Consider the following 12960-nt stretch of genomic DNA (forward strand, 5'->3'; position numbering starts at 1 on the left):
TTAACATGAGACAAAGACAAGAAAGATTAAGTGCTTTAATTAGAGAAGAAATAAGTGAGATATTATTAAGAAGGGTTAAAGATCCTCGTATCTCATCTAATTTTGTTGTAATAACTGAAGTAGAAATTAGTAAAGATCTTAGATATGCAAGAATATATGTGAGTGTTTATGGTAGTGAAGAAGAGAAAAGAGAAACGATGAAGGGACTTGAAAGTGCTAAAGGATTCATAAGAAGCGAATTAGGAAAGGATCTTAGAATAAGATTTATCCCAGAAATTTCTTTTGAGCTTGACGAATCCTTAGAAAGAGGAGACAGGATACTTAGAAAATTGAAAGAATTGAAATTAGAGGATGAAGAAGATCAATAAAGAGATTAGAAAACTAATATATATAATAGATAAATATCAAGATTTTATTTTATTCACACACATAAATCCTGATGGAGATGCTGTTGGATCTATATTAGGATTTTATTATTTTCTATTAGAAATAGGAAAAAAACCATATATTTTTTTAAATTCACCTATCCCCTCTTATTATAGATTCCTTTTAAAGGGAGATGTAAATATAATAAGTAATTTGGATAGATCATATAATATAGGTATTGTCTTTGATTGTAGTGATATATATAGGGTTAAGGAAGATTTAAACGTAAAAGAAAAAACTAAAATACTAATAAATATAGACCATCATACTTCAAATTCAAAATTTGGAGACATAAATATTATAAACGAAAAAGCTTCATCGGTAACAGAAATTATTTACGATATTCTTACCAAATCAAAATTCAACATATCAATAAATGTAGCTACTTGTCTTTTAACTGGTCTAATAACTGATACAGGAAGCTTTAGATTTAGTAACACTACTTCTAAAAGCCTAAAAGTAGCAAGTAATCTTGTTAAGATAGGGGTTGATATTTCCTCTATATCAAAGGAGATATACGAGAAAAGAAAACTTTCGTCATTAAAATTATTAGGAATATCATTACTAAGAATAAATGTTGATAAAGATATTGCTTGGAGTTTTATCAATATGGAAGATATGGAGAAATATAATGCAACCTTAGAAGACATAGAAGGAATAATAGACAATCTTAGGGTATTGAAAGATGTGAGAGTCGTAGTGTTCTTCTATCCAATAAATGAAAAAACATTAAAAGTCAGTCTAAGATCTAAAGATAATCGTATTAATGTAAGTAAATTTGCACAATCTTTTGGTGGAGGGGGACACAAAGAGGCAGCAGGTTTTCAAGTAAAAAATAGTAATTCCGATGTTTATAACTTAGTTATCAATAAGCTAAAAGAGTTTATTGAAGAAAATGAACGGATTTCTTTTAGTAAATAAACCTCCTGGTATAACCTCCTTCGATGTAGTAAAAAAAATACGAGAAATAACAAAAATAGATAAAGTAGGACATATGGGCACTTTGGATCCCAGAGCATGTGGGCTTATAATAATAGGCTTGGGAAAATATGTAAGATTAGAGGAATACATTTTAAACTTTACAAAAACATATATTGTAGAGATTCATTTTGGTATAAGTAGTGACACTTATGATAGAGATGCTTATTCTTTTAAATATCAAAACAGAAAAAATCAAGATATTTCTCCCCAAAAAATAGAAGAAATATTAAAAAGCTTGTTAGGAGAAATTGAACAAGAACCACCAATCTATTCTGCTCTTCATATAAATGGTAAAAGGGCTTATGAACTAGCAAGGGAAGGAAAAAATTTGAAACTTCCAAAAAGGAAGGTAAAAATATTTAAGGCTGAACTATTAGATTGTAAGAAAAATAAATTTCCCATTGCTTTAATTGAATTTAAGGTTTCAGCTGGTACCTATATAAGAAGCCTTGTAAAAGATATAGGTGAGAAACTTGGATGTTATGCAATAACCTCTTTTTTATTAAGGACTGAAATTGGTCATATCTCTATAAATGATAGTATACCTTTTAACAAACTCTATAAACATTGGAAAAAAAATTTAATTTCTCCAGTTAAAATATTAAACTTTCCTCTAATAAAAGTTGATACTCTGAAAGAGAAAAGAATTTTAAATGGAAACGATGTTCTTTTACCTACTTATGAAAATAATGAAATTTTTGTCTCAGTGGTTAATTCAAAAGATAAGTTTATTGCTGTAGGTAAGATAAAAGGAAATGTTCTAAAACCAGAAAAGGTCTTTTCAATTGAATAATTATTATGGAAAAAGATATTAAAGTAATAAAGTTAAACAATATAGAAAAAAAGGAAAAACTAATTCTAAGTATAGGAGTATTTGATGGAATACACAAAGGACATTCCTCTATTCTAGAAGAGATGTTCAACTATGCACTGATTAATGATTCAAACACTGGAATAATAACTTTTGAAGATACATATCCCAAAGTTTTCAAAAATTTATCCTCTTTTCTACTAACAAAGGATGAGAAAAGAGAAATGCTAAGTTTAAAAGGAATTGATTATATGTTTTGTTTACCCTTTGACTCAAAACTTAGAAATCTCAGTCCCAAGGATTTTATTGAATTTCTTAGAAAAAATATGGAATTCTCATGTATACTCGTAGGGGATAATTTCAAGTTTGGAAAGGGAAGAACAGGAGATGTAAGTACCTTATTAGAATTGAGTAAAAATTACAATTTTAAAGTATTAGTAAAGCCACTTTATGATATAGATAATACAACTATATCAAGTAGTATGATAAGAGAAGCCCTTCAAAAAGGAGATATTTCTTTTGCTAATAAAATGTTAGGCTATAAATATTTTATAAGAGGTAAAGTGATAAAAGGTGATAATATAGGAAAAAAGATAGGCTTTCCAACAGTAAATGTAAAACCTGATCCTTCTAAACTTATTCCTAAAAATGGAATATATAAAGGTAAAGCTAAAATAAAAGATAAAATATATCATTCTGCTATTTATATAGGAACAAGACCTACTTTTAATGGTGAAGAGCTTCGTATAGAGGCATATTTATTTGATTTTGCTGGTAATATTTATAACGAGATTATTGAATTGGTCTTAGAAGAATATATAAGACCTGATATAAAATTTCATTCATTGGAAGAATTAAAGAAACAAATAAATCAAGATCTTTTATCTATAAAGTATAGAATATATGAAGAAGAAAAAGAAATTAAAATCATAACAATAGACGGCACTGCAGGATCTGGTAAAACTACAATAGCGAAATCTTTAGCAAGAAAATTTAATTTTGATTACATAGATAGCGGTGCATTATATAGAAGTGTGGGATTTTTGGCTATGAAATTTGATATTTTTGATGAGTGTAAATTGGTAGAAATTATAAAAGAAAATCAAATAAAATTTTTGTGGGATGGAGAAAAATTTAGAGTTTTCTATAAAGAAATAGAATTAACAGATTTGATAAGAACTACAGAAGTAGGACTTGTAGCTTCTAAAATAGGTAGATTTAGAGGAATTAGAGAGGTTATAACAGGCTGGCAGAGAGATTTTCTTAAAAAAGTGAAACGGGGATTAGTTTTAGAAGGTAGAGATAGTGGAACAATAGTTTTTCCAAATGCAAATTTAAAGCTTTTTATTAATGCTAATATTGATATAAGATGTGAAAGAAGAGCAAAAGATCTTAATGATATAAATAAAGAAAAGGTTCTTGAAAGCATAAGAGAAAGAGACTATTTAGACATAAATAGAGATTTAGCACCTCTTAGGCTTCCTCAAGGAGGTTATTTTATAGATAATTCATATACCACAATAGACGAAATTCTAAACATTATTACTACTTTGTTTATGAGATCAATGTAATGGTGATCATTTATTATAAACAAGTAACATCTACTATGGATATTGCTCACGATTATGCTTCAAAGAACTTTCCTCATGGTACAATTATTTTGGCTGATATACAGACAGAAGGAAGAGGTAGATTAAGAAGAAAATGGATTTCTCCTGAAGGTGGACTTTGGTTTTCCATAATCCTTTATCCTTCTATCTATCTGAAAGAGAAAATAGATTGTTTAGGTATTCTTATATCTGTAGCAGTATATAAAGCTTTAGATAAATTCTTGAAAGAAAAAGATATTCTTAATTTTAAATGGCCTAATGATATAGAACTCAATAAAAAGAAAGTTGCAGGAATACTATTGGAAAGTATTTATGAAAATAATGAAATAAAATACATAATAGCAGGTGTCGGAATAAATCTTTTTGTAGAACAATCATATTTTGAAAAATATAATATAGATGCTACTTCTCTTAAAGACCTAATGTTAATTGGAGATAAACTAATCATATTAAAAGAAATAAGAAATCAGATTCTTTCTCATATAGCTAATTTTCCTGAGAATTGGGAATATATATTTCAATTTTACAAAAGTAAGTTTCCATATATTGGGATAAAGGCTATAAATAAAATCAATAAAAAAGAAGTTAAAATTGTAGATATAGATGGTAATGGTAGTATTATATTGGAAGAAGATAAAGAAATTAAAAAATATCCATGGGGAGGTATTTCACTTGAAATTAAAAGGATTACTTATTGATCTTGATGGATCTATTTATAGAGGAGATGTCCCTCTTCATTACAGTAAAGAGTTCATAGAATTTTTAAGAAAGAAAAATGTGAAATTCATATTTCTAACTAACAATTCTACTAAACTTCCCGAAGAATATGTAGAAAAACTACGAAAAATGGGAATTTTCATTAATACTGATGAGATTCTAACATCTGGAATTGCTACAGCTATATATCTAAAAAAAATTAAAAATCAAGGTACAGCTTACGTTATAGGAGAAAAAGCATTGAAAAAAGTTATTTCTGACATTGGGTGGGAATTATGCGAAGATAAGGATATGGTTGATTCTGTGGTAGTAGGATTAGATAGAGAGTTTACTTTTGAGAAATTAAGAAAAGCGAACTATCATATACGAAATGGGGCAAAGTTTATAGCTACAAATCCCGATAAGACATTTCCAACTGAAAATGGTATAGATCCAGGGGCTGGATCCTTGGTAGCAGCTGTTTCTGCAGCATCTCAAAAAAGACCTTTTATAATTGGGAAACCATCACCATACATGGGAAAAATTGCTATAGAAAAGTTGGGCCTAAAATTAGAAGAAGTAGGAGTTGTTGGGGATAGAATAGATACAGATATTTACTTTGGAAAAAGACTTGATGTAAAAACTTTTTTACTCCTTACAGGAGTAACTCAAAGTAAAGATTTAGAAAGATCGAAGATAAAACCTGATTTTGTATTTGAAAATCTTGAGGATTTAACTAAATTCCTAAAAGAGTATTTAGAAAAGTAATCATAGAAAATATGAAGGTAAAATCATATATTAATATCAATAGAAAAGATATAAAGTTTCTATAAGTTTTATTAATGATCATTTCTAAAATTCTCAAAATTATAAAAACAAAAAGTGATAAATAAAATGAGCCTCTATAATAAGTAACGAATATTATAGTTCTTAAAATAACTTCCATATATTTTTCTTTTATTAATATTCCATCTTTGTAAAATATATTTTTTCCTCCAAAGGTTTTTACAATATAAAAATAAAAGATAGTTCCTGCAAAAGCAACAAAAAAATAACCAATAGATAAAAGAATATAGTAATCACTATTATATAAGCGATTTAAAAAGGATAAAGGAGAGCTTAGATTTAGATATTTGGGCTCTTTTGCTTGAGGTAATAAAAAAACAGAAGCTAAAGTTATAAAATGTTGAATTTGATCTTTCAAAAATTCTCTAATACCATTACTTTTGGATATTTTTTTGATTTTTGAAAGATCTATTATAGTGTGTAGTAAAAATAGAATAAAAATATAAGAGAAACACATTGGGGAAGTTAAGTAAGGTATGGAAAGTATAATTGTAATTACTAAGTAAATACTTGTATGTATCAGAACCCCATATTTATTATAGACTTTATATTTAAATACTCTGTTGGTCTGTAAAGTGAAATCTGCAATAAGATGTGCTAAAAATAACCTTAAAAACCAGAACATTTAAGTAATCCCTTTCTATAAAGAGATAGAAGAGCTTCAACTATAGAAGGATCAAATTGCTTTCCCTTTTCCTCTTTAATTCTATCTATTGCTAAATTTAAACTTATACCTTTTCTATAAGGTCTATCAGATATTAAAGCATCAAGACTATCTGCCACAGAAATAATTCTCCCAATAAGAGAAATCTCTTCACCTTTTAAGCCTTTTGGATATCCTTTACCATCGTATCTTTCATGGTGTTCTTCAATACCTTTTATAATATCTTCTAAAAGATCAATGGGTGCTAAAATATTTTTCCCTATTATTGGATGCTTTTTTATCTCCATTAATTCATCTTCAGAAAGTTTATCCTTTTTTCTCAGAATATCATCCTCTACCCCAATTTTTCCTATATCATGTAGTAACCCTGCAAGTCTAATTTTTTCTAAGTAATCAGAATCTAAATTTAATTCTTTACCAATCAAATATGAAAGTTCAGAGACCCTTTTTGAATGTCCGTGAGTATAAGGATCTTTTGCATCAATAGCATTTACAAGAGATTCTATAGTATCAAAAAATAGACTTTTTAAGTTATTGTATAAAAGAGCATTTTTTATTGCCACAGCTGCTTCATTTGCTATAGTTTGTAGTAAGTCTAAGTCCTCATAGTCAAAAGGTTTATCGCTTTTTTTGTTTATAACTTCTATTACACCTATTAGTTCATCTTTATATAACATTGGTACCCCTAAAACTGATTTGGTTTTGAAAGAAGTTAAATAATCAAATTTTGGATTGAATATATTACTACTTTCCACATTATTTTCAATAATAGGAGCTCTTGTTTGAGCAATTTTTCCTGCAATACCCTCCCCTACTTTTACTGTATATCTTTTGAGGGTATCTCCCTTTTCTCCAAGAGCTACTTCAAAATATAATTCTTCTTTTTTGGAGTTAAGAAGAAGTAACGAACAAGCTTCAACCATTAAACTCTCTTTTACTATTTCCATGATTATTTTTAAAAGATCAGAAAGATTTAAATTTGAAACAATCTTATAGGAAATTTCCCTAATTAAATAGAGTTTCTCTATTTCTTTTTTTAAAAATATATTTTCTTTAAGTATTTTACTTATTTTAATTTTCATTTTTATACTCTAATACTCTAAATACATGAACAGGTTTTTCTTTTCCTTTAATATTGAAAAAACCAAGATCTTCAATAATAAACTTATCTTTTATTTCATTATATGTCTGTTCACATATCAGAATCTCTCCTCCTTTAGCTAAACCTTCTAATCGAGATGCAAGATTTACAGTATTTCCAATTGCTGTGTATTCTATCTTCTGTTTGGGGCCTATAATACCTACTAAAGCTTCTCCGGAGGAAATTCCTATTCCCACTTCAAAAAAAGGATATCCTTTACTTTTCCATTCTAATTGTAGTTTCTTGATCTTTTCTTGTATTTCTAAAGCAGAAAGTACAGCTTTTTCTGCAGTATTTTCCAAAGGATAAGGAGCTCCAAAAATTGCCATTATTGCATCTCCCATAAATTTATCTACAGTCCCATTGTTTTTTAAAATAATATCCGAAGAGCTCTTTAAGAAATCATCTAAGATCTTAATTATCTCTTCAGGTTCTCTTATATCAGAGTAATAAGTAAAATTTCTAATATCTGCAAACAGAACGCTTATCTTCTCTCTTTTAGTAGTGAAAATTTTATCTCTATCTGTTTTAAGAAGCATTTCAACTACTTCTGGAGAGACAAATCTTTGAAATAATGTCTTAATTTCTCTCTTTTCTTGTTCTGTTTTTATAATTTCATATAACATGTTAAATAAATAAGAAATTAAAAGCCCAAATACTGGTATGTAATATGGAAGTAACGTATTAAAATAAACAAAAAATAAATTGGCTATTGTGAGGTATAATAAGGAAAATACCACGGATATTACAAATATAAAAATTGCCTTGTATTTTCTTATTAAAATAGTAGGAATAAAATTCATAAGTAATGTAATTATATATAATGGGAATCCATCATTAAAAGGTTTTATAAAATCTTTGCTAATAAGTGTGTCTATAGCATTAGCATGAACTTCTACTCCCGGCATTTTTCCTAATCTAATAGAACTTCCATATCTTATAAAACCATAAAATGGTGTAAAATGAGTATCGTGTAATGTTTCAGTTACTGCACCGATAAGAACAATTTTATTTTTGAAAACATTTGGATCAATATTTCCTTTTAATATATCAACAAAAGAGTAAACAGGATATCTAAAAGGTCCTCCTCTGTAATTTATATATATGTTATTTTTTTTATCTGTGAACAATTTTGTTTTAGAAATATATTCGTCTGAAGTTAGAGAAAGATATTCTAATGCTATTGAAAAAGGAAAAGAAATCCATTCCTTCTCTAAGACAAAATTTTTTAGTTGGAATCTTCTTATAAATCCATCCAAATCATGTTCTGGATTAACGAGTCCAACATTAGTGTTTTTCAAAAATTTATCAATGGGAAGAAAGAGTCTTTTAAGAGAACCATATCTTGGATCATCCACTGATATATAAAAAGCGGAAAGTATTATCCTTTTATCTCTTTTTAAAAGTTCCTCAAATTTCTCATCATCTACCGGAGTTGTTTCTGTATCAAAATATATATCAAAGGCTATAATTTTGGGATTTTTTCCCAGTTTATTTATTAATTCTACATATAAAGATCTATTCCAAGGAAAATTACCTAATTCTTGTATTGAATTATCGTCAATTCCTATTATTATGATATTATTTTCTGGCTCTTTCTCCCCTCTAAATATAAATCTTAAGTTAATAGAACCTAATTCAAGTTTTTGTAGTACTTGACTTTGAAACAATAATAGAGTCACTATAAAGGATATTAGCACTATTATACATCTTATGATTATGCCATTCTTTATAAACCTATTTATATAATTCACTTTTTAAAGTCTTAACTTTGTTGATACAAAATATATATCTGTCGGATTACCATAAGAATCAAAAGTTCTTTTTATAGTTATTATAGCATCTACATTTTGAGCTAATGGATATGTCATATTTAAAGTCATAATTGTATTTTCATTAAAGAGCATAAATGGTGTTTTTATCTCTTTTTGCTCGTATAGTAAGTTCACCTTTAATCTTTCATTTAATGACATAGTAAATCTACTATATATAGATGGACGCATACCATTAAAAGATTGGTAATTTATATTTAAAAAGGCAATATTTAATATATTAGTGTCTAAGTCTAATGTTAAGCCAAATATTCTATTTACAGACTCTTTTAAAGGGGATAGAGTATTAAGTACTTTATTCTTTTCATAATAAGCATTGAAATAGCCAGGATAAAAATTATCAGAAAAGTTTATTAACTGGGCACTAAAAACACTGTTGAAAAGGCTGAAATTGCTTTGAAGGCCTAATGCAACACCATTTTCATTTAGAACTCTTGGATCACTAATTGTTACTCCATCATGTATTATTCTTTGTGCAAAAGATGAATAAATAACAGTATTTTTTGTCAAAAAGTACGATAAATCTGCTCCAACTATTGCTTGTCTTTTATTTTCATCAACATCCATATCCATCATACCATTTATACCTATTTCTAATCTATTTATGGGTCGATAAAAAGCTCTCAATGCATATGTTGAGGTTAGATTCTCATATTTATTAAAAGGAGAAGGAAAGAGAGTAAGAATACCCTTTCTTTTTGGATCTTCTAATCGAACTACTAATCCGTCCATCTCATAGGTGGAATATCTATTGGCAATTAATCCATATCCAAGAGTAAAGTGATCTATAACACCATATTTTATTCCAAGCCAAGGTAAATTTAGTTCTCCATACCTTACTTTTCCTTGAATATAACTTATACTTTCTCCATCGGTATATAAAGAAAGATCAAGACCGAGTTTTAATATTCCAAAAGAAATTTCTGGAGAAAAAGAAAGTTTAGCAAGCATCAAATCATTCTTTTTATATAAGCCATAATCTAAATTGTTATTAAGCGCTAATCTGATCCCTTCGGATGATTCCCTTTGAGGAGGAGTAATAGGTTTCTCTTCTTTAATCTCTTCTTTGGGCTTTTCTTCTTTTGGTTTCTCTTCTTCATCAAACTTTTCAATTTCTGTTATTGGTGTCGGATTTTCAGGAGGATTTTCAGGTTTTACAATACTTTGAAAACCTTCTTTTACCTCTACTGTTACACCTTTAGCAGTAAAAAAAACTACTCCTTTAAGAGTTTTCACCACAGTTGTTCCATCTTCACTTACTTGTTGAATCCATTCTGTACCCCTTACACCTGCAACAGCTGTAGGTGTTTGTATCTCTACTCTTTCTCCTGTAGATAATATCTTCTCAACTGTCGCCCACACTTTTCCTAAAAGTAATTTAAATATTGATACATCTTTTTGTGTATTTTTGTCGCGATCCAATTTTAAAATATCAAGCTGGGTATTTGGAGCAAGTTTTAAGGTTGATCTATCTGAAAACTCTAATATAGCTTGTGAGTTTTGTTGTACCCAAATCTTATCTCCTGAAGAAAGTTCCATTTTTAACTTAGCAGGTATCCATAACTCTGATTCAGCCCTTTTTACATAAACATTTCCTTTTAGATATGTTATTATTGCTACCCTTTTTGATGATTGAGCAAAAATAGGGACAATAAGGATCAATAAAACTAAAAGAAAGACAAAAAGTTTTTTAAACATTTTTAATACACCCCGCTAAATTATTTTTAAAATAATCTTAAACTTTTTATATTATATCACAGGTTCTTTTTATAAAGATAATAAAGTCCTTTAAGAGTAAGATAAGGATCAATATTTTCCAATTTAAGGTACTTTGAATGAGGCACTATTCTTTTAGCCCAACCACCAGTACTTATAAGAACAGGATTTCCATTCATTTCTGATATTTGTCTTTCTAAAATTCCATCAACAAGTCCTGCAAACCCAAAAACTATTCCAGCTTGAATTGCAGATATAGTGTTTTTTCCTAAGGAAGATTCTGGAGCTTTGATATCTACTTGAGGAAGTTTAGCAGTTTTTTCAAAGAGGGCGTAGGATGCAGTCCCTACACCCGGTGCTATAGCTACGCCTAAAAATTTTTTATTCTCTATAGCAGAAAACGTAGTTGCTGTGCCAAAATCTATAGCTATTCCAACTGGACCATACTCTTCTTGAATAGCAACTACATTACATATAAGATCTGAACCCACCTCTTTTGGGTTTTCAGTCTCTATGGAGATTCCTGTTTTTATTCCTGGTTCTACAACAAAAGGAGAATAATTGAAGATATATCTTATGGCATCAACAAAAACTGAGGTAAGAGATGGAACCACAGAAGATATAGCTATACCTTCTACTTTAGCCTCGGAAATACCATTTCTTTTTAGAGTCCATTCAATAAGTAGTGAATATTCATAGCTTGTAGAGTATTTCTTAGTCTCAAATTCATAATGAGACATAATTTTATTCTTTTTAAAATAAGCTATATCAATATTTGAATTGCCGATATCTATGGTTAAAAGCATACCTTATGAACTCTCCTTAATTAATCTTTTTAATAAAACAACTATAGGTGGACAAATTATTGACGCGATAATTGCTTCTGGAATACCATGAAGAATTCCTATAGATATAATAATTCCTAATGGGAATATTTTAAAGATTGCTGCAAGACCAAGAGTTCCCACAGTGTTAGTCATACTTCCTAAAAAGGATGCTATTCCAATAGCAACTATTTCTCCTTCTTTTTCTTTTATCATAAATAAAATTAAAAAAGCTATAATAAAAGAGATTAAAGCTATTAAAAAACTAAATTCTAAAGTGTAATTAATAAGGCTTTCTGTAAACCACTCTCTCACGATATAGATACCACTAAGATACGCGAAAGAGAAAACCACAAAAGAAATAATAAAAGCGGTAGAGTTTTTAAGCTTCTTTTGAGACCTAAAAAAGGATAAAAGAAAATTATAAACAAGACCTGAAACAATACCAATAAAAGGTCTTGCAGGAAAAAGCACCCAGAAAGGAGCAATATGTGAAAAATACATAACTGCAGAAAGGCCAAAAATGCTACCTACTAAAGCTCCAAACCATGGCCCCATTACAATGCCTGCTAATATCACTGGAATATGCATTATTGTTGCAGCACCTGCTGGTGTTGGTAGTGATATATAGCCTATACGTGAAAAACCTAATAAGAGGGTAATTGCAACAAAAAGAGATGCTAATGAGATTTGTCTGATGTTTTTAAACATTTTAATACCTCCCTTCCGGCTCCCCCAACAAGGGATGCCGTTTTTTGATTTGATTGTTTATATTTGATATTGTCCCGCGATCATAAAGATCTGCAGGCTTTTTTGAATTATAATATATAAACTAAAAAAAGAAAAGAGGTTATATAAATGGATAAGAAAGAATTGCGGAAGATATTTTTAGAAAAAAGAAAGAGTATAAGAAATAAAGAGGCAAAATCTTATGAAATTTTTCATAAGCTAAAGAATTTAGTTATTTGGGGAAAAGCATCTATAATTAACACTTATGTTTCTATAAAAGATGAGGTAGATACAAGGTTCATAATTTATCATGCTCTTGTAGAAAACAAAAGAGTATTTTGCCCCGTTATCTTTGGTAACGACTTAAAATTTGGAGAAATTAAGACAATTAATGATTTAGAAAAAGGTCCATTTGGAATACTGAAACCTAAGGAGATCTATGAGATAGATTATAACTTATTCGATATTATTATAGTACCTGGAATTGCTTTTGATGTTAAAGGTTATAGAATAGGTTATGGTAAAGGTTATTATGATCGTTTTTTAAGCAACATTAAAAGAGGTATAAAAATAGGTTTAACCTTTGACGATTTAATCATTGATGAACTTCCAAAAGATCCTTACGATCAAAAAGTTGATATTATTATTTCAGATAAAAAGATTATTTTTACTAATAATTATTGA

General features: G+C 28.5%; 13 protein-coding genes. 7 read left to right on the forward strand and 6 right to left on the reverse strand.

What is annotated here, in order from left to right; translation table 11 throughout:
- The first annotated feature begins 5 nt into the window (after positions 1–5).
- The 6 genes from rbfA to ACY3JO_RS06630 are packed head-to-tail and all read left to right on the forward strand — an operon-like array spanning position 6 to position 5292.
- Positions 6–368: a 30S ribosome-binding factor RbfA gene (rbfA, locus tag ACY3JO_RS06605; RefSeq protein WP_463082027.1), complete on the forward strand. Its 363-nt coding sequence runs from the start codon at positions 6–8 to the stop codon at positions 366–368.
- Positions 352–1347: a DHH family phosphoesterase gene (locus ACY3JO_RS06610; protein WP_463084234.1), complete on the forward strand. Its 996-nt coding sequence runs from the start codon at positions 352–354 to the stop codon at positions 1345–1347. The genes rbfA and ACY3JO_RS06610 overlap by 17 nt, the downstream gene beginning before the upstream one ends.
- Positions 1322–2200 carry a tRNA pseudouridine(55) synthase TruB gene (gene truB / locus ACY3JO_RS06615; RefSeq protein ID WP_463084235.1) on the forward strand — a complete coding sequence of 293 codons (879 nt, stop codon included), beginning with the start codon at positions 1322–1324 and terminating at the stop codon, positions 2198–2200. The genes ACY3JO_RS06610 and truB overlap by 26 nt, the downstream gene beginning before the upstream one ends.
- Positions 2201–2205: 5 nt before the next feature.
- Positions 2206–3789 carry a bifunctional riboflavin kinase/FAD synthetase gene (locus tag ACY3JO_RS06620; RefSeq protein WP_463084236.1) on the forward strand — a complete coding sequence of 528 codons (1584 nt, stop codon included), beginning with the start codon at positions 2206–2208 and terminating at the stop codon, positions 3787–3789.
- The gene (locus ACY3JO_RS06625; protein WP_463084237.1) at positions 3789–4526 is read left to right on the forward strand and encodes a biotin--[acetyl-CoA-carboxylase] ligase; all 738 of its coding nucleotides are present in this window, start codon (positions 3789–3791) and stop codon (positions 4524–4526) included. The genes ACY3JO_RS06620 and ACY3JO_RS06625 overlap by 1 nt, the downstream gene beginning before the upstream one ends.
- Positions 4501–5292 carry an HAD-IIA family hydrolase gene (locus ACY3JO_RS06630; protein WP_463084238.1) on the forward strand — a complete coding sequence of 264 codons (792 nt, stop codon included), beginning with the start codon at positions 4501–4503 and terminating at the stop codon, positions 5290–5292. Before ACY3JO_RS06625 ends, ACY3JO_RS06630 begins: the two co-directional genes overlap by 26 nt.
- Here the strand turns inward: ACY3JO_RS06630 and ACY3JO_RS06635 are convergent.
- Genes ACY3JO_RS06635 through ACY3JO_RS06660 form a run of 6 tightly spaced genes read right to left on the reverse strand, consistent with a single transcriptional unit; the run spans position 5261 to position 12258 of the window.
- The gene (locus ACY3JO_RS06635; protein WP_463084239.1) at positions 5261–5995 is read right to left on the reverse strand and encodes a DUF3307 domain-containing protein; all 735 of its coding nucleotides are present in this window, start codon (positions 5993–5995) and stop codon (positions 5261–5263) included. The two genes, ACY3JO_RS06630 and ACY3JO_RS06635, sit on opposite strands and share 32 nt — an antisense overlap.
- Complete coding sequence (locus tag ACY3JO_RS06640) at positions 5980–7116, reverse strand: HD domain-containing phosphohydrolase (protein WP_463084240.1); 1137 nt, start codon at positions 7114–7116, stop codon at positions 5980–5982. The genes ACY3JO_RS06635 and ACY3JO_RS06640 overlap by 16 nt, the downstream gene beginning before the upstream one ends.
- A complete protein-coding gene (locus ACY3JO_RS06645; protein WP_463084241.1) occupies positions 7106–8875 on the reverse strand; it encodes a CHASE2 domain-containing protein in 1770 nt (589 codons plus the stop codon). Before ACY3JO_RS06645 ends, ACY3JO_RS06640 begins: the two co-directional genes overlap by 11 nt.
- Before the next feature lie 57 nt (positions 8876–8932).
- Positions 8933–10705, reverse strand: a complete 1773-nt coding sequence (locus ACY3JO_RS06650; protein WP_463084242.1) for a FecR family protein — start codon at positions 10703–10705, stop codon at positions 8933–8935.
- 56 nt (positions 10706–10761) lie between these two features.
- Positions 10762–11529 carry a type III pantothenate kinase gene (locus ACY3JO_RS06655; protein ID WP_463084243.1) on the reverse strand — a complete coding sequence of 256 codons (768 nt, stop codon included), beginning with the start codon at positions 11527–11529 and terminating at the stop codon, positions 10762–10764.
- Positions 11530–11532: 3 nt separating this feature from the next.
- Entirely contained in the window at positions 11533–12258 is a 726-nt protein-coding gene (locus tag ACY3JO_RS06660; protein ID WP_463084244.1) for an ECF transporter S component, read from the reverse strand.
- Between the two features lie 147 nt (positions 12259–12405).
- Here ACY3JO_RS06660 and ACY3JO_RS06665 point away from each other — a divergent pair, with 147 nt between their 5' ends.
- On the forward strand, positions 12406–12960 hold the full coding sequence (locus ACY3JO_RS06665) for a 5-formyltetrahydrofolate cyclo-ligase (protein ID WP_463084245.1): 555 nt from the start codon (positions 12406–12408) through the stop codon (positions 12958–12960).

Source organism: Dictyoglomus sp. LHC4 (genome assembly GCF_055181355.1).

Bases quoted from the DNA above. Each gene is read 5' to 3' on its own strand.
- ACY3JO_RS06625 (WP_463084237.1), top strand. From the start codon at position 3,789: ATGGTGATCATTTATTATAAACAAGTAACATCTACTATGGATATTGCT.
- ACY3JO_RS06665 (WP_463084245.1), top strand. From the start codon at position 12,406: ATGGATAAGAAAGAATTGCGGAAGATATTTTTAGAAAAAAGAAAGAGT.
- ACY3JO_RS06655 (WP_463084243.1), bottom strand. From the start codon at position 11,529: ATGCTTTTAACCATAGATATCGGCAATTCAAATATTGATATAGCTTAT.
- truB (WP_463084235.1), top strand. From the start codon at position 1,322: ATGAACGGATTTCTTTTAGTAAATAAACCTCCTGGTATAACCTCCTTC.
- ACY3JO_RS06635 (WP_463084239.1), bottom strand. From the start codon at position 5,995: ATGTTCTGGTTTTTAAGGTTATTTTTAGCACATCTTATTGCAGATTTC.
- ACY3JO_RS06620 (WP_463084236.1), top strand. From the start codon at position 2,206: ATGGAAAAAGATATTAAAGTAATAAAGTTAAACAATATAGAAAAAAAG.
- ACY3JO_RS06640 (WP_463084240.1), bottom strand. From the start codon at position 7,116: ATGAAAATTAAAATAAGTAAAATACTTAAAGAAAATATATTTTTAAAA.
- ACY3JO_RS06660 (WP_463084244.1), bottom strand. From the start codon at position 12,258: ATGTTTAAAAACATCAGACAAATCTCATTAGCATCTCTTTTTGTTGCA.
- rbfA (WP_463082027.1), top strand. From the start codon at position 6: ATGAGACAAAGACAAGAAAGATTAAGTGCTTTAATTAGAGAAGAAATA.
- ACY3JO_RS06610 (WP_463084234.1), top strand. From the start codon at position 352: ATGAAGAAGATCAATAAAGAGATTAGAAAACTAATATATATAATAGAT.
- ACY3JO_RS06650 (WP_463084242.1), bottom strand. From the start codon at position 10,705: ATGTTTAAAAAACTTTTTGTCTTTCTTTTAGTTTTATTGATCCTTATT.